At 60.5% G+C, this 17,777-nt stretch carries 8 protein-coding genes and 2 pseudogenes; 6 read left to right on the top strand and 4 right to left on the bottom strand.

The features are described 5' to 3' along the window. Window positions 1-80: 80 nt before the first annotated feature. The 3 genes and pseudogenes from RSE14_RS12970 (at window position 81) to RSE14_RS12980 (ending at window position 10,469) form a co-directional block, all read left to right on the top strand. A complete protein-coding gene (locus tag RSE14_RS12970) occupies window positions 81-8,549 on the top strand; it encodes a peroxidase family protein (RefSeq protein ID WP_324074280.1) in 8,469 nt (2,822 codons plus the stop codon). 136 nt (window positions 8,550-8,685) lie between these two features. Beyond that, the gene (locus RSE14_RS12975; RefSeq protein WP_324074281.1) at window positions 8,686-9,051 is read left to right on the top strand and encodes a DDE-type integrase/transposase/recombinase; all 366 of its coding nucleotides are present in this window, start codon (window positions 8,686-8,688) and stop codon (window positions 9,049-9,051) included. Between the two features lie 52 nt (window positions 9,052-9,103). Further along, a pseudogene (locus tag RSE14_RS12980) lies at window positions 9,104-10,469 on the top strand (IS3 family transposase). Window positions 10,470-10,755: 286 nt separating this feature from the next. Here the strand turns inward: RSE14_RS12980 and RSE14_RS12985 are convergent. The 4 genes from RSE14_RS12985 to RSE14_RS13000 all read right to left on the bottom strand — a co-directional run bounded on the left by RSE14_RS12985 (window position 10,756) and on the right by RSE14_RS13000 (window position 14,450). Beyond that, window positions 10,756-11,361, bottom strand: a complete 606-nt coding sequence (locus RSE14_RS12985; protein ID WP_324074288.1) for a LuxR C-terminal-related transcriptional regulator — start codon at window positions 11,359-11,361, stop codon at window positions 10,756-10,758. Beyond that, a complete protein-coding gene (locus RSE14_RS12990; RefSeq protein WP_324074290.1) occupies window positions 11,361-13,328 on the bottom strand; it encodes a PAS domain S-box protein in 1,968 nt (655 codons plus the stop codon). Before RSE14_RS12990 ends, RSE14_RS12985 begins: the two co-directional genes overlap by 1 nt. A 251-nt stretch (window positions 13,329-13,579) precedes the next feature. Beyond that, window positions 13,580-13,969 (bottom strand): PilZ domain-containing protein, encoded by a 390-nt coding sequence (locus RSE14_RS12995; RefSeq protein ID WP_324076923.1) that lies wholly within the window; start codon window positions 13,967-13,969, stop codon window positions 13,580-13,582. Between the two features lie 307 nt (window positions 13,970-14,276). Then, entirely contained in the window at window positions 14,277-14,450 is a 174-nt protein-coding gene (locus RSE14_RS13000) for a Flp family type IVb pilin (protein WP_324074293.1), read from the bottom strand. Between the two features lie 372 nt (window positions 14,451-14,822). Here RSE14_RS13000 and RSE14_RS13005 point away from each other — a divergent pair. The 3 genes and pseudogenes from RSE14_RS13005 to RSE14_RS13015 all read left to right on the top strand — a co-directional run. Then, window positions 14,823-15,191: pseudogene (locus RSE14_RS13005) on the top strand (transposase); the annotation flags it as partial. Between the two features lie 72 nt (window positions 15,192-15,263). Further along, window positions 15,264-16,352 carry an IS5 family transposase gene (locus tag RSE14_RS13010; RefSeq protein WP_324074295.1) on the top strand — a complete coding sequence of 363 codons (1,089 nt, stop codon included), beginning with the start codon at window positions 15,264-15,266 and terminating at the stop codon, window positions 16,350-16,352. Window positions 16,353-16,630: 278 nt separating this feature from the next. Continuing rightward, on the top strand, window positions 16,631-17,683 hold the full coding sequence (locus tag RSE14_RS13015; protein WP_324074297.1) for a hypothetical protein: 1,053 nt from the start codon (window positions 16,631-16,633) through the stop codon (window positions 17,681-17,683). The last annotated feature ends 94 nt before the right edge of the window (window positions 17,684-17,777 follow it).

Genomic DNA, 17,777 nt, shown 5'->3' on the forward strand with positions numbered 1-17,777 from the left:
AGAACCACACTGCAACTGGTCAACTTGTTGACCATCTGGGTAATCCTCTGAATAATCTGACTCCTTACGGCCTGCGGACCGTGAGCGGTGAGTACAACAATCTCGTCAACCAGTCCGCCGGTTCGGCGGATCAGCTGATGCCGCGCCAGACCGCTCCGGTCTGGAATGCCGCGGATGTCAATCCGCGCACCGGCGAGCCGACCAGCTACGCAAGCCTGTCGGGCTCCGTCTATGATGCCGAACCGCGTATCATCTCCAACCTCATCGCCGACCAGTCGCTCCGCAACCCGATCGCGGTGGTCTCGGCGCTCAACTATGTCGGCATCACGAGCGGCGCACTCTACGACGCGGCCATGACGGCTGCCGAAACCGCACGGATCGCGATCCGTGCGGCCGATGCTGCTGACAAGGCGCTGGTCGCTGCCGATGCTGCGCTGCTCGCCGCCGGCGCACCCACCAGCGGTGCGGAATTCGACGCTCGCCAGGAAGCGGCTCAGACGCGCGATGCAGCCTATGCGGCGCGCGACGCCGCCATGATCGAGGCCACAGCGCAGCTCTCGCTGGCCGGTGTCGAGATGCAGAACGGCAACCTCGTTCTGCCGAACGTCATGACCGATCTGGGCAGCACTGCACCGCTCAACGGGTTCATGACCATCTTCGGCCAGTTCTTCGATCACGGCCTGACCATGATCGACAAGGGTGGCAGTGGCTCGGTGTTCATCCCGCTGCAGCCTGATGACCCGCTTTATGTCCCGGGCAGCCCCACCAACTTCATGGTCTTGACCCGCGCGACCAATCAGCCCGGTGCAGACGGCATTCTCGGCACTGCTGACGACATCCGTGAGGCTACCAACGACACGACCCCTTGGATCGACCTCAACCAGACCTATGCCTCGAATGAATCGCATCAGGTGTTCCTGCGCGAATACAAGCTGGTCGACGGCAAGCCTGTCGCCACCGGCTGGCTCCTCGAAGGCGCAAACGGCGGACCGCCGACCTGGGCCGACATCAAGCTGCAGGCCAGGGAAAAGCTGGGCATCGAGCTCAGCGACATGAACGTTCATGACGTTCCGCTGCTTGCCACCGACCTTTATGGCAACTTCATTCCGGGCGCGAATGGCTTCCCGCAGCTCGTGACCGGGCCGGACACGCTGGTTGAAGGCAACCTGGCCACGCCGGTGTCGACAAGCGGCGCCATGTCGACCGGCCACGTCTTCCTCGCCGACATCGCGCATAATGCCGATCCTAAGGCCGGCCAGACCGCCGATGCCGACAGCGACGTGGGCAATGCCATCCCGCTCGACGCGCGTGGCAACCGTGCGACCTATGACAACGAGTTGCTCGACAAGCACTATATCGTCGGCGACGGGCGCGGGAACGAGAACATCGCTCTCACGGCGCTCCACCACGTGTTCCATTCCGAACACAACCGCCGTGTTGACCAGATCAAGGCCGAACTGATCGCCAATGGCGATGTGGCGCTGCTCAACGAGTGGCTGCTCGTCGAGGTCGCCGAGATCCCGGCCGATCTCACCACGATGCAGTGGCACGGCGAGCGCCTGTTCCAGGCTGCCCGCTTCACCACCGAACAGGTCTACCAGCACCTCGTGTTCGAAGAGTTCGCCCGTCTGGTCAACCCGAACATCGATGCGTTCGTCTTCTCGAACACTGTTGATATCGACCCGGCGATTACTGCCGAGTTCGCTCACGCGGTCTACCGCTTCGGCCACTCGCAGCTCAATGAAACCGTGCCGATGATCAGCGCGGACGGCCAGACCCAGACCGACATGACTCTGGTCGAGGCCTTCCTCAACCCCGTCGCCTTCGCAACCGCCGGCACCAACCCGGACGCGGCGGCAGGTGCCATCATCCGCGGCATGTCCCGTCAGGTCAGCAACGAGATCGACGAATATGTCACCGACGCGCTGCGGAACGATCTGGTCGGCCTGCCGCTCGATCTCGCGGCCCTGAACATCGCTCGCGCCCGTGACACCGGGGTGCCATCGCTGAATGCGGTCCGTGCCGACTTCTTCGCGAAGACAGGCGACACCCAGCTGGAACCCTACAGCAGCTGGTTTGATTTCGCTCTTGCGATCAAGACCCCGGCTTCGGTGATCAACTTCATCGCCGCCTATGGTCAGCACCCGGACATCCTCAACGCCGTGACCGTGGACGAAAAGCGGGATGCAGCGTTCAACCTCGTGCTTGGCGGTGCCGCTGCACCGGCTGACGCGCTCGACTTCCTGAACGGCACGGGCGCCTGGGCGGGACAGGAAACCGGTCTCAACCTGGTCGACTTCTGGATTGGCGGCCTTGCCGAAAAGAAGATGGCCTTCAACGGTCTGCTCGGCTCGACCTTCACCTTCGTCTTCGAAGCCCAGATCGAGAACCTGCAGGCAGGTGACCGCTTCTACTACCTCAGCCGTTCGCAGGGCATGAACCTGCTCAACGAGCTCGAAGGCGACTCTTGGGCCAAGCTGGCAATGCGCAACACCGATCTGGAAGCGGCCGATGCGACCCATCTGCCCAGCTCGCTGTTCCTGACCCCGGCCTATATTCTGGAACTGAACCAGAGCCTGCAGAACATGGCCGACCCCGTCCATGACAATTTCATCCTGCAGGCAATCAGCCCGATGGTGATCCGCAAGGACACGGATGGCGACGGTGTAAACGATTACCTGCGCTTTACCGGCGTCGACCATGTGGTCCTCGGCGGCACTGAAGCCAGCGATACGCTGATCGGCGGTGAAGGCGACGATACCCTTTGGGGTGGCAGCGGCGATGACCGGCTCGAAGGCGGGCAAGGCGTTGACCACATCTCGGGCGGTTATGGCGACGACATCATCACCGACAGCGGTACTCCGACTGGCGCCGCTGACGTACTCTCCGGTGAAGACGGCAACGACGTCATCAGCGCGGGCGAAGGTCTCGACCTGATCTTCGGTGGCCGCGGTCAGGACTTCATCATCGGTGGTCGTGACGGCAAGACCGTCACCTCGGGCGAAGGCAATGACTTTGCACGCGGTGGTGAAGCAGCAAGCATCGTTCAGGGCAATGAAGGCGATGACTGGCTCGAAGGCGGTGTTGGCGGGGTTGACGTGCTCGCAGGCGAAAACTCCGAACTGTTCTTCAACAGCCCGATCATCGGCCATGACGTGCTCAACGGTCGCGGCAACGACAACGACTACGATGCCGAATCCGGCGACGACATCATGTTCCAGGGGCTGGGTGTCCAGCGCAACAATGGCATGGCGGGCTTCGACTGGGCAATCAACAAGGACAATCCTGTTGCGGCGGACTCGGACCTTGGTGTTCCGATCTTCGTCAACCAGCAGGCCAACATCCTGCGCGATCGCTATGACCTCGTCGAAGGCCTTTCGGGCTGGAAGTTCGACGACATGCTCACTGGCCGCGATTTCGTGGCCGGCCAGGCCGGCGTTGGCGGCGCTGCTGCGGTCTTCGATCCCACCGCTCCGTTCCTGTCCTACTCGAACGCGCTGACCTCGGAAGGCGTCGCCCGGATCAACGGACTGACTGATCTGGTGGCCCATCTGGGTCGGGCAACGATCAACGCCCCGACCGGCGAAACCCATGAAGTGGTCGTCTTCGACGAAGCCGACATCGTGCGTGACGCCGATGGCAATGCGACCGGCATCAACGGTGCTCCGCATGACATGATCCTCGGCGGCGGCGGCAGCGACATCATCCAGGGTAAGGCCGGCAACGACATCATCGATGGCGACCGCTGGCTGAACGTCCGCATCGGCATCAATGATGTAAATGGCAACCCGATGGCATCGGCCGAGCACATGACGAGCAAGGTCGTCGATCTGGAGGGCAACCTGCTGTTCGGCGGCAAGACGCTCGACCAGCTCATGCTCAGCTGTGAGCTCAACCCCGGTCAGCTCAACATCGTCAGGGAAATCCTCGACGGCAATCAGGCCAACGATCAGGATGTCGCCGTCTATCGTGATGTCCTGACCAACTACAGCTTTGTCCGCAACGCCGATGGTTCGACCACGATTACCCATGCAATCGTCCCGCCGGGTATTGAGTCAGACGGTGTTGACCGTCTGCTCAACATCGAAAAGCTCGGCTTCTCTGACGGCAATGGTGGCACTATCTTCTATGACATCAACGCTGTGGTCCCTGTGGCTGCATCGGGTGCTCCGACGATCAGCAACAGCGTCCCGACCGAGCGCGAGGTTCTGACGGTCGATCTGACCGGCATCATTGACCCCAATGGCGTCATCAACCCCACCCTTCAGTGGCAGATGTCGTCGGATGGCGGCGTGACTTGGACGGATATTGTTGGGGCGGTTGATGCCACCTTCATCCCCGGCCAGGATCAGGTCGGTGCCCAGTTGCGCGTCAATGTTGCCTATTTCGACTTGACCGGCACCTTCGAAAACCTGAATTCGGCCCCCACCGCAATCGTTGCAGACTTTGCAGAAGCAGCAACCGGTGCGGCGATCATCAGCGACACCACGCCGTTCGCCGGTCAGGTGCTGACGATCGACACCACAACGATTGCTGATGCCAACGGGGTTGGTCCGCTTTCCCACCAGTGGCAGGTTTCGGCCGACAATGGTGTGACCTGGACCAACATCGATGGTGCAACCGGAACCAGCTACACGCCGGTGCTGGAGCAGATCGGTTCGTTGTTGCAGGTTGTCACGACCTTCACCGACATCACCACGGGTACGTTGGAAACGCTGACCTCGGCTGCTACCGCGGCCATCGTGGAGGGTCCAATCGCTGCCACCGGTGCTCCGGTGATCAGCAATCTGACGCCGACTGAAACGCAGGCCCTTACCATCGATGTTAGCGGCATCGCCGACATCAACGGTGTGGGGACCCTGTCGCATCAGTGGCAGGCCTCGACCGACAATGGTGTTACGTGGACCGATATCGCTGGTGCGACTGAAGCTAGCTTTACCCCGGCACAGGCACAGGTTGGTTCGATCCTGCGCGTCTCGACTAGCTTTACCGATGGTCTCGGTACGGTTGAGGTTCTCGTCTCCGCTCAGACCGCTCCTGTGGCGGATCTGCTGGAAGCCGCGACAGGCGCTGCGATCATCAGCGACACCACGCCGTTCTCCGATCAGGTGCTGACGATCGATACCGCAACGATTGCCGATGCCAACGGCGTTGGTCCGCTGTCCCATCAGTGGCAGGCTTCGGCCGACAATGGTGCGACCTGGACCAACATCAATGGTGCAACCGGAACCAGCTATACGCCGACGCAGGCGCAAATCGGTTCGTTGTTGCAGGTTGTCACGACCTTCACCGACATCACCACCGGCACGCTCGAAACCCTGACTTCGGCTGCGACTGCCGCCATCGTCCGGGGGCCGACGCCAGCCACGGGTGCGCCGGTGATCAGCGACCTGACGCCGACTGAAACGCAGGCCCTTACCCTGAACGTCAGCAGCATTGCCGACCTCAACGGTGTGGGAACCCTGTCCTATCAGTGGCAGTCGTCGACCAACAATGGTGTCACCTGGACCAATATCGCTGGTGCAACTGCTGCCAGCTTTACCCCGGCACAGGCGCAGGTCGGTTCGATCCTGCGGGTCTCGGCCAGCTTCACCGATGGTCTTGGTACGGTTGAAACCCTGACCTCGTCGGTGACCGGCGTGGTGGGTGACAACTGGACGGGCGTCCCAGTCACTCTCACCACCTTCACCGGGACGGCTGGGGACGATATCGCCAACGGGGCGGACGCCTCCAATGCTCTGGGCGGTTCGGACACGATGAACGGATTTGCCGGGAACGACACCCTGAACGGGCGCGGCGGTAACGATGTCATCACTGGCGGTGCCGGGAACGACATCATCAATGGCGGGGCTAGCGCTGACACCGCGGTTTATGCCGGGGCGAGCAGCAATTTCACGCTGAGCTCCAACGGCACGAATATCACGGTAACCGACAATACCGGTGCAGAAGGCGTGGACACCGTGTCGCTCGTGGAAACCCTGCGTTTCAACGGCGCGAACCACAGCGTGGTAACCGGCACGGCGCTGGGCAACACCATGAGCGGCGCGGCGGCCAACGAGGCGATCTTTGCTCTGGCCGGGAACGACACCATCAACGGCGGGGGCGGCAATGATCTGATCTATGCCAACGGCGGTGTGGACTCGATCACCCAGGACAGCGGGACCGGTGGACGCGACTTCGTGGACGGGGGTGCCGATGAGGACACCTTCACCGTCACCACGGACACGACCACGGCGGAAGCCTTCGTCATCTACACCCGGGCAGCGGCGCTCAACGCCATCCCCGGCCTGACGCTGAACGCCAACACCGAAATCGTCATCACCCGCAACGGCAGGTTGATGAGCGAGCTCGACAACATCGAGGAAATCGTCGTCAGCACCTTGCGTGTGACGTCTCCGGGCGGCGCCAATGGCGGCACCGTTTCGGGCGATACCATCTCGGTGGTCGGTGACTTCAACCAGACCAGCCTCAACTTCAACACGATCACCATCGACGGCAACACTGGCAACGACACGGTGGACATTTCGGCGCTTGAATCCGCGCACCGCATCGTCTTCACCTCGAACGGCGGCCAGGACACCATTATCGGCGATCTCCGTCCTCAGGATATCGTCAACATGGATCCGAATGCAGTAACGCCTTCGCACCATGCGACGGCCCTGCCGACGGCAGAAAAGGCAGCACCGGCTGTGACAGAGGCACCGGCCCCCGTCATGGAAGCGATCAAGGTCGCGACTGACGAGCCTGCCCCCGTGATGGAAACCTTCAAGTCTGCGGCAGCAGAACCGGCTCCGGTTCTCGATCAGCAACTCCAGGGCGGCAGCGCTTCGGACATTCTGGTCGCTGGACTGGGCGACGACCGTCTCTCGGGTGGTTCGAATGACGATTACCTGTTCGGCATGGAAGGCGATGACTTCCTGTCGGGCGGTTCGGGCAACGACGGAGTCGACGGTGGTGAAGGCGACGACACCCTGTCGGGTGGTTCGGGCAACGACTACCTCGACGGCGGTGCCGGCGATGATGAACTGACGGGTGGAACCGGAAACGATACCTTTGCCTTCGGCAATGGCGACACCGTTACCGACTTCGCCGTTGATCAGGACATGATCGACCTCAGCGCGATGGGCGTGACTGCGGCGAACTTTGCCGAAATGGTCTCGATCACGGCAGTGCGCGGCGGTGCCCGGATCACTATCGGTACGGAATCAATGCTGATCGCCAATGTCAGCCCGACCGCTCTGACCGCAGCGCAGTTCACACTGGCCGCTGAAGCCAGTGCTCAGGTGACGCAAGAACCCGCTGCTCCGTCCGAGGCGACCCCGGCTCCGGTGGTGGTTGAGCTTGCTGCTCCGTCCGAGGCGACCCCGGCTCCGGTGGCGGTTGAGCTTGCTGCTCCGTCCGAGGCGACCCCGGCTCCGGTGGCGGTTGAGCTTGCTGCTCCGTCCGAGGCGACCCCGGCTCCGGTGGTGGTTGAGCTTGCTGCTCCGTCCGAGGCGACCCCGGCTCCGGTGGTGGTTGAGCTTGCTGCTCCGTCCGAGGAAACCCCGGCTCCGGTGGTGGTTGAGCTTGCTGCTCCGTCCGAGGCGACCCCGGCTCCGGTGGTGGTTGAGCTTGCTGCTCCGTCCGAGGAAACCCCGGCTCCGGTGGTGGTTGAGCTTGCTGCTCCGTCCGAGGCGACCCCGGCTCCGGTGGCGGTTGAGCTTGCTGCTCCGTCCGAGGCGACCCCGGCTCCGGTGGTGGTTGAGCTTGCTGCTCCGTCCGAGGCGACCCCGGCTCCGGTGGTGGTTGAGCTTGCTGCTCCGTCCGAGGCGACCCCGGCTCCGGTGGCGGTTGAGCTTGCTGCTCCGTCCGAGAAGCCCCCGGTTGTCGAGGAACCTGTCTCGCTCGATCAGACTGGCACTTCGCGCTCCGAAGTCCTGTTCGGCGCTGCTGGCGATGACGTGTTGTTCGGCATCGGCGGTCATGATCGTCTCCATGGCGGTGCTGGCGACGATATGCTGATTGGCGGACGCGGCCGGGATATTCTGTTCGGCGGTGAAGGTATCGACACCCTGAGCGGCGGCAAGGGCGCTGACTACCTGGATGGCGGTGAAGGGGCGGATGTCCTCTTCGGCGGCAAGGGCAGCGACGCCTTCGTGTTCGGTGACGGCGACCTCGTTCTCGACTTCCGGAGCGACGATGACCTCATCGACCTCACCGCTCTGGGGATCACGGAGGCTACCTTCGAGGAACAAGTCAGCTTCACCCGCATGGGCAACGACACGATGATCTCGGTCGGTTCGCAGAGCATGACTCTCAAGAACACCCAGCAGGTCGACATGGACGACTTCAGGCTGGCGGAGGAAACCGCGATTGACAAACTGCTGAGCGATGCTCTGGCCGTCATCGAGAGCCAGAGCTCCTCGCCGGTGGCCAACATCGGGGGCGATGAATCAAGCCCCGTGGCTGATCGTGCCATGCTGGCCGACTTGCCGCCCTACCCGATGCTCGAAAGCGGGATGCTCCCCATTCGTCCGCTCGAGGATGATTTCATCACTCCAATGATGTAATCAGGGAAAGGGGCCGCGACATCCTGTCGCGGCCCCTTTTTTCTTTTGCCCCGGCAGCTCGTCCACGTGACCTGCCGGCTCTGTCAGAAGGATTGCACCGGTTGGCCAAGAGGCTGCAGCGCGGTAAGGGCAGGGCATGCCGAGACCCAAGAAACCAGCCAATCCATTCCGATATTTCCACTCATCGCCCGAGGTAATCCGCCTCGTGGTCATGATGTACGTGCGGTTTCCGCTGTCTCTGCGAAATGTGGAGGAACTGCTGTTCGAACGAGGCATCGACCTGTGTCACGAGACCGTTCGTTTGTGGAGGAACAGATTCGGGCCAATGTTCGCGGCTGATATCCGACGTCAACGGGTAAGCCGGATGCGCGGCTTTCGCCACTGGAAGTGGCACGTCGACGAGGTTTATGTGAAGATCAACGGTGAGATGCATTACCTGTGGCGCGCGGTCGATCACGAGGGCGAGGTGTGTCCCCCGTCAGCACCAATGGCACAGATTTGAGGTTGTGATTTAAGGAGGGTTGGGGCTTCGTCGTAGTGACGAAGGAACGAAGATGAAGACCCAATCCTCCTTGAAAAAATCGGCACCCAAAAAGCCCCCCGCTGAGCGGGTTGTGAAGGACATCCGGCGGCAGACCTGTCGTCATTTCTCGGCTGAAGACAAGATCCGGATCGTGCTCGATGGGCTACGCGGTGAAGACAGCATCGCCGAGCTCTGCCGCAAGGAAGGCATCGCCCAGAGCTTGTATTACACCTGGTCGAAGGAGTTCATGGAAGCGGGCAAGCGCCGACTTGCCGGTGATACTGCTCGTGCCGCAACCACCGGCGAAGTGCAGGATCTGCGCCGCGAGGCCCGTGCCCTCAAAGAATGCGTTGCGGACCTGACGCTCGAAAACCGTCTGCTGAAAAAAAGCATGATCGCGGATGGGGAGGGCGAAGAATGAGGTATCCCGCATCCGAGAAGCTTGAGATCATCAGGGTCGTCGAGCAGTCCCACCTGCCCGCCAAGCGGACGCTCGACAAGCTGGGCATCGCCCGTCGGACCTTCTACCGCTGGTATGACCGCTATCTCGAGGGCGGGCCGGAGGCGCTGGAAGATCGCCCTCCGCGCCGAGCCGGGTGTGGAACCGCATCGCGCCTGAGGTGCAGGATCAGATCGTCGGACTCGCGCTGGATTACAGCGAGCTGTCCCCACGCGAACTGGCCGTGCGATTTACCGATGAACGCCAATACTTTGTGTCCGAAGCCACGGTTTACCGCCTGCTGAAAGCACACGACCTAATCACCAGCCCGGCCTATGTCGTGGTGAAAGCGGCTGATGCGTTCCATACCAAGACCACCCGGCCAAACGAGATGTGGCAGACCGATTTTACCTACTTCAAGATCATCGGGTGGGGCTGGATGTATCTCTCCACCGTGCTCGACGACTTCTCGCGCTATATCATCGCCTGGAAGCTGTGCACCAACATGCGGGCCGAGGATGTGACCGACACGCTGGACCTCGCCCTGGCAGCTTCCGGCTGCGACAGCGCCACGGTGCTGCACAAGCCAAGGCTGCTCAGCGATAATGGTCCCAGTTACATCGCGGGAGAACTGGCGGAATACATCGAGGCCAACAAGATGAGCCACGTGCGCGGCGCCCCGATGCACCCGCAAACCCAGGGCAAGATCGAGCGCTGGCACCAGACCCTGAAAAACCGCATCCTGCTGGAGAACTACTTCCTGCCCGGCGACCTCGAGGCCCAGATCGAGGCCTTCGTCGAGCACTATAACCACCAGCGTTATCACGAAGCGCTGTCCAACGTGACACCCGCCGACGCCTACTTCGGCAGGGCCCCAGCCATCATCAAACAGCGTGAAAGGATCAAGCGACAGACCATCGAACATCGGCGCTTGCAACACCGCAACCTCGCCGCGTAACATCAACCCCCGGACGAGGCCCGCACTCCGCTAATTTACGCCCCGTGTTGTGCCGAATGTTCTGACGACGGACACACGGGTCGCTTCCGGGAAAACTGTCGTTTTCCCTTAATTACCAGACGGTTCCTCTCTGGTTGAGCGGCTGATGTATTCGCGCGGGACGAGAAAGCCAAGGGCGCGATGCGGGTGGACGGTGTTGTAGAGGTGGAACCAGCTGGGTAGCATGTTGATGAATGCTCTGCGCTGTAGCCAAGTGCATAAAGCAAAATCTTTATGTCAATGAGACCTATATCAGATTGAAATTCTTCGAAATCAAGATCGCTTGGGTCCGGCTATTCACGCCCAGCTTAGAAAATATCATCTTGACATGCATTTTTATAGTAGCCTCGGTCAGATTTAGGTCCCTTGCGATCTGCTTGTTGGACAGGCCCAGACAGATGCATCGCAGCACCTGCTCTTGCCGAGGCGTCAATGTCGGCGCGTCGGCTTTGTCTGACTGACTGGCAGCACCACGATATGGCTGGACGAAGCTGCCATTAATGACGCTGATGATAACGCTCTTGAGACTTTCGACCGGCATGGTCTTGCTGAGCACCGTAACTGCCCCAAAGCGGACTGCGGCATTTGCCGTACCTTCCGTCGCCACACCCGTAAGGAGCAAGACCGGGCGAGCCTCCTGTGCAGCGACGATCAGCCTGAGGCCAAGAAGTCCGTCCATGCCTGGAATCTGGTAATCAAGCAGGACGAGGTCGAACGGGCCGTCACGGGCAATCGCGGCGAGCGCCTCGTCAATGGTCGATGCAAGTTCGACCGTAAATTCTGCGCCACTCTCAAGATAGGCCTTGAGCGAGTCTTTCAGAAGGTCGTGGTCATCGGCGAACAGGATACGCATCAGGCCATCTCAACTTTCGTACTGCTGAGTACTCGAGCAAGCGTTTGATTAAGGGTGCGGGAGATGGCGGACTTAATGACGCGCGCATCGAAAAGGGAGGCATCTACGTCAATCTCGATTTCGTACAGGGCGCTGCAGAGGATGATCGGAAGACGCGGCAGATCGGCACGAATGCGCGCCGCCAACTTTGCGCCGTTCATTTCCGGCATGTCGTAGTCGAGAATAATGGCGTCCCAGCCGGTCGGATCGGCTTCAAGTTCGTGGACAGCCTGAAGCGGGCTTGAAACCGCAGTCACCTCCGCGCCCGTCTTGCCTACCTCACTAGCGATGAGATCGAGAAGCAAAGGATTGTCATCGACGATCAGGATTTTTGCCCCCAGAAGCATGTATTCAGGACTGGCGTCCTCGCCGCTGTTGTGCCCGAAAGGACACGTGGCGAGCGGCCAGGCCAGCTGGAATGTAGTCCCTTCGCTCCCGCTTTTGATGTGGATCGAACCGCCTGCCTCCGTGACCACTTTCGATACGACGGCTAGGCCCAGTCCCGTGCCGTAGGATTTCGTGGTATGAAACGGCTCGAAAATGCGCGCGAAGTCTTCATTTTGAATGCCGCAGCCCGTGTCCTTCACGGTGATGAGTGCGCTTGGCACTTGGGGTTTCGCACCAACCACCGGGTTGGAGAGCTTTCGCGCCGGATCAAGCTTCTCGAGGATTACCTTGATCGACCCGGGCCCATCGACAGGAAGGGCATCGCGGGCGTTGCTGCAAAGGTTCATCATCACGCGCAGGAATTCGGTCTCCGCCGCCTGCAGCACAATTCCGTCGTCTTTCGCCTTGAGCGTGATCGAGTGAGACGCCTTCAATGCGAAAGCGGTGAGTTCGATGACGGTTTCAAGGGCTGCCTTCGCATAGAACGCATGGGACTGTCGCTCGGCAGGGTTCGCGGTGAGCGCGGATTCGAGCATTTTGCTCGCTTGTCTGGCAGCACCCTCTATCCGCTCGATTTCGGGTGGACACGGCTGATTTTTGACCCGTAGCGTAGTTGCCGAGACCGAAATCACCGCGATAAAGTTTGCGAGATCGTGAGCCATGCCAGAAACCGCACGGCCGATCATCTCCTTGCGTTCAACCAGCAGAAGCCTTTCGCGTGCGCGAATACGGTCCCTCGTTGCACGTTTGAGTTCTTCGATGTCGCGGGTGGTACACACCAGCCCGCCCCCTGGACTTAGTGCAAGCGCCACCTCCTGCTCGATGGCGCTACCGTCCCGGCGCAAGCCGCAAGCCTCTCCGCGCCAGCTACCCGTCTCCAAGACCGTTGGGATCGCGACCTCTTCGATGCGCTTGGCCTCATCATTCCTGTAAAGAACCGACCAATGCCGCCCGATCAAGGCGGAGACATCATCATAACCGAACATCGCACAGTGGGCTTGGTTCAAGTAGACGAAGAAGCCCTCTGCATCAGTGATGGCCACGCCATCCGAGGTCGCCTCGATGGCAGCAAATTGATCCTCCAGCTTCTTCTGGTAAGCATCGCGCTCGGCCTCGAGCCGAAGTCGCGCCCCTGCATCCCGCATGATCGCGGCAAAGCCTGCCACCTCGCCTGTCTCCGGATTGTGCCAGTGCGTAAGGGACAATTCCACATCGACCAATCGCCCGTCGCGGCAAAGAGCGGTTACATTTGTCGTCTGACCCAAGAGGCGGGACTCACCTCCGTCCGACAAGCGTCGAACTGCTTTGGAATGATTAGCCCTGTGGATCACGGGCACGATGCGATTTAGGCTTTGACCGAGAATTTCCCGAGTGCTCCAGCCAAACAGCCGCTCCGCCCCACGGTTCCAATAGATTATGCAGTTATCCGGGTTGATGGCGACGAATGCATCAGTCGTCGTCTGGGCAATAAAGTGGGATAACCTCTCCTGATCATGGTGTTGCACGAGAAACTCATCCGTCTTTCTGAAGGCGCCGTCCACAGATGCGTTTATTGCGGTCGCCCTCTACGAAAGGCCAGGGGATAGAGCGCAAATTGACGAGCTCAACTGACAGCGCATCAAACTGTCCTAGCGTAGCCGAGCCCCCCCCCCACCGCGACCACCCACCATATTGGATATATTGTTTGGGGTTATCTACTGGGTGATATGCTCTGGATGGTGAATGTCAACAGAGGTTGGCACAAAGGCCGGTGTGGGTTTCCCGTCGTCTGCGCGGCTACCCGGTTGTCCTCTCAGTCGCCGTCGCATTCCCACCATTCCCTCGCTTTTTCATAGCTTGCTCGCCGCTCGGCCTGGATACAATTCCGCCCATAGCTACGCAGCTCCTTGATCTGGGCCTGCGTGAGCCGGTCTTCAAACAATATGCCGGTTAATGCATAGGCACGTGAGCGGGAAGCTATCCGGACGCCGGCCACGAAAATGTCGAAAGGTCCGGCGCGGAGGTAGGCGCTTGCACCAACAGAGAGCGGGCTCGCCGTCTTGATGAGCGCGCCGACCGCCGAAAGATCGAGCACAATGCAGTCAACGGTGCCGTAAACGCAGACAAGCTTTGCGGGGAGCAGCAGCGGCGTGCGCGGCGACGTTCGGCGCTCGGAGATTGTATTGCCCCCCGATGCCCCGATGAGCGAATAGCCGACGGGTGAAAGAACGTTCCATCGATGTGACTCTTTTCAAATTGACAGCGAAACAACGTTGCTGTCCGGGCCAGTCGGGAAAAGTCGCGCCATCGTTCCTTGACTGCGCTCACCACCTGGTTGCCGGGATTTACGCAAATTTCTTAAGTGATAATCGACAGGCAGGTCCCTCATGAAGGGCCTGAACCCGACCATTGGTGATTGGAGCCGGCGGCAGAATGGGCAACTCGATCAGAGCATCATCAACCTCAAACCAAAGCCAATTGGGGTAGTGACAGCCCATCTTGGTCAGCGATTAGCGATTAAGACCAACCAAAATGGCATCGAACATAGTGTTGACGCTCTCACCAATGCTCCCCATAGCTGCGAAAGCAGAAACCGAAATAACCGCAGCAATCAAAGCGTACTCAATCGAAGTTATTCCAGCCGTATTATAAAAAATATTACGGATAAATCTCGAAACAAGCATATATTTATCCTTTAAATTTCTGATTTATAAATTAAATTTTGCCTTCTCTCTTTACTCTTTTAATGTATAAAAATTAGTTAATATTGTATTACTTCATAAGTATACATCCTTTCGGGTGTAAGTGTTCATGGATCATTTGGGCTTGGGTCATTCCGCTGTAGGTTTGATTGGCTGCGCGAGGAGCGCCTGCGGATCGGCCAGCTGTTCGCTCCGTCGCTGCGCTCCATCCTTTCAGCAGGTGGCGACAATGCCGCGGTCGGGATCCGTCAGGCAGGGCCTGGCCGGAACGAACGCAACCTGGACGCCTCGAAAAACCCTCGCCTTTGAGGCGTTGATCTGATTCACTGCCTTTGCGGATGATCGGAGGCGAAGATGATTGGCCAGCCTGGTTTCTTTGATCTGTCGGACCGGTATGCGGCGCTGAGTGCGGCGGGTGATCCGCTGGAGCGGTTGACGGCGGTGGTCGATTTCGAGGTGTTCCGCGGGCCATTGATCGTGGCGCTCAGGCGGAGCGATCTGGGCAAAGGCGGCCGGCCGCCGTTCGATCCGGTGATGATGTTCAAAATCCTGGTGCTTCAGGCGCTCTACTCTCTGTCAGACGAGGCGACCGAGTTCCAGATCAAGGACCGGCTGTCGTTCCAGCGGTTCCTCGGACTGGGGCTCGATGGCCGGGTGCCCGATGCGACCACGGTGTGGCTGTTCCGCGAGCGGCTCGTACAGGCCAAGGCGATCGACAAGCTGGACGCCTCGAAAAACCCTCGCCTTTGAGGCGTTGATCTGATTCACTGCCTTTGCGGATGAGCGGAGGCGAAGATGGTTGGCCAGCCTGGTTTCTTTGATCTGTCGGACCGGTATGCGGCGCTGAGTGCGGCGGGTGATCCGCTGGAGCGGTTGACGGCGGTGGTCGATTTCGAGGTGTTCCGCGGGCCATTGATCGTGGCGCTCAGGCGGAGCGATCTGGGCAAAGGCGGCCGGCCGCCGTTCGATCCGGTGATGATGTTCAAAATCCTGGTGCTTCAGGCGCTCTACTCTCTGTCAGACGAGGCGACCGAGTTCCAGATCAAGGACCGGCTGTCGTTCCAGCGGTTCCTCGGACTGGGGCTCGATGGCCGGGTGCCCGATGCGACCACGGTGTGGCTGTTCCGCGAGCGGCTCGTACAGGCCAAGGCGATCGACAAGCTCTTCGCGCGCTTCGATGCGGCGTTGACCGATCGGGGCTACCTCGCGATGGGCGGGCAGATCATCGATGCGACCGTGGTGCCGGCGCCCAAGCAGCGGAACACCGAGGACGAGAAGGCCGCGATCAAGCAGGGCAAGATCCCGGAGCGCTGGAAGGAGAGGCCTGCCAAGGTCCGTCAGAAGGACCGCGATGCGCGCTGGACGGTCAAGTACTCGAAGGCCAAGGTGAAGGAGGGCGGCGACCCCAAGGGCTTCAAGCCGGTCGATCTTGCCATCCCGATGTTCGGCTACAAAAACCACATCGGCATCGACCGGGCTCACGGGCTGATCCGCACTTGGGATGCCAGTGCGGCCAACGCCCATGACGGGGCACGGCTGCCGGAGCTCATCAGCAAGCAAAACACCGGCTCGGGCGTATGGGCCGACACGGCTTATCGCTCAAAGAAGAACGAGGCGTTCCTCGAGCGGGGAATGTTCAAGAGCAACATCCACCAGCGACGCATGCCGCGTCGGCCGATGCCAGAGCACATCGCCCGAGCCAATGCGAAGCGCTCCGCTGTGCGCTCGGCAGTTGAGCACGTGTTCGCCGGACAGAAGCACCGCATGGGGCTGTTTATCCGCACCATCGGCATCGCCCGCGCAAAGATCAAGATCGGCATGGCGAACCTGGCCTACAACTTCCAGCGCCTCGCCTGGCTCGAGGGGCGAAGTGCGCCCGCATAGCGCGAAAACGAGGTGCCAAGCGGCGCTCCAGCTCAGAAAAACAAGGAAACGAGGCCGAAAGGCACAGCCCTCACGCACCAAAGACCGCGATCAGACCCCTCGCGCCGCCGTCAGGCCGAAAATAGACGGTTCTTCGAGGTGTCCACCTTGCACCCGATGGCTCGCCACGGCCGCCACTGGTTGTCCTCCCGTTTGACGGACCCGGCGGCACGTCGCTAATCGGCGACGGGATCGCCTTCCAGATCAATGACGAGCTGGCGCGCTACCCGCAGCTCTTCGTGATCTCGACTGTCAGCGCGGTGACGCTGGTGCGGGACAAGCTGCCGATCAGCGAGATCGCCGAAATGCTCAAGGTGCGATACCTCGTCACCGGCGAGATCTTCGAGAGCGGCGAGAAGATCCAGGCTCGCGTCCGGTTGGTCGAAGCGCCGATGCTGACCCAGGTCTGGTCGGCCAACTTCACTGAAAGCAGCGACAATATCTTCGCCCTGCAGGAGCGCATCGCAGCCTCGATCATCCCGCAGGTCTGGACCAATATCGACATCAACGAGCGGCACAAAAGCCTGACTGTGCCCCTGAAATCGCGATCGAGCTATGAGCTCTACTGGCGTGCAGACGCGCTGTTTCGCAAGCTTGACCAAGCGTCCTCCAACCAGGCTGTTGCCATAGCCGGGGAACTGGTTCGAACAAACCCGGACAGCGCATGGGCCTATGCCATGTCGGCGTTCTGCAACGGCACTGCCTATGCCAACGGCTGGACCACTGATCCCGTCCAGACGCGTGATCTCGCGCTTGCACATTATCAGAACGCCTTGCGGCTCGATCACGACAATGTTCAGGTTCTCGGCTATGCGGCCGGCACGCTGGTGGCTGTGGGCGGCAGCATGGTGATTGCGGACAAGCTGATTGGGCGCGCTCTCACCCTGCTTCCCGATCATTCCTCCACTCTGTTCTGGGGAGGCTGGGTCGATCTGATCGGCGGCCGGCCGGAGCGCGCAAGGCAGCGACTGGCACGGGGGCTGGAAATCACACCGATATGGGCGGTCCGTGCCTATGCACTAGCCGGGATTGGGCTCTCGCACTTGCTCGAAGGCCAAATCGACAAGGCATACGAACTTCTTTTCGAAGCCTATGTGCAAGCGCCGGATTACCCCTTTAGCGCGGCAGGCTTGTGTATTGCCGCGGCCGCCAAGGGTGATCGCAAGACTGCCGGCGAAGTCGGGAAGAGACTAATCGCAACCGGCAAGGACGAACAGGTCCTGCGGATGCTGCAAAATCCCGTGCACAGGGCGATGTTCGCCCACGCCCTTGCAAGCGCAACGGCAGCCTGACCCAGCGCCCCTCCGGAGAAGCGAACGCTGGCTGTTCTTGGCAAAAAGCAGTCATCAAACCGAGATGTGTTGCGATCCGAAGAGCAGCTCCGCC

Origin of the sequence: Erythrobacter sp. (assembly GCF_035194505.1) — a bacterium.
Classification (GTDB): domain Bacteria; phylum Pseudomonadota; class Alphaproteobacteria; order Sphingomonadales; family Sphingomonadaceae; genus Erythrobacter.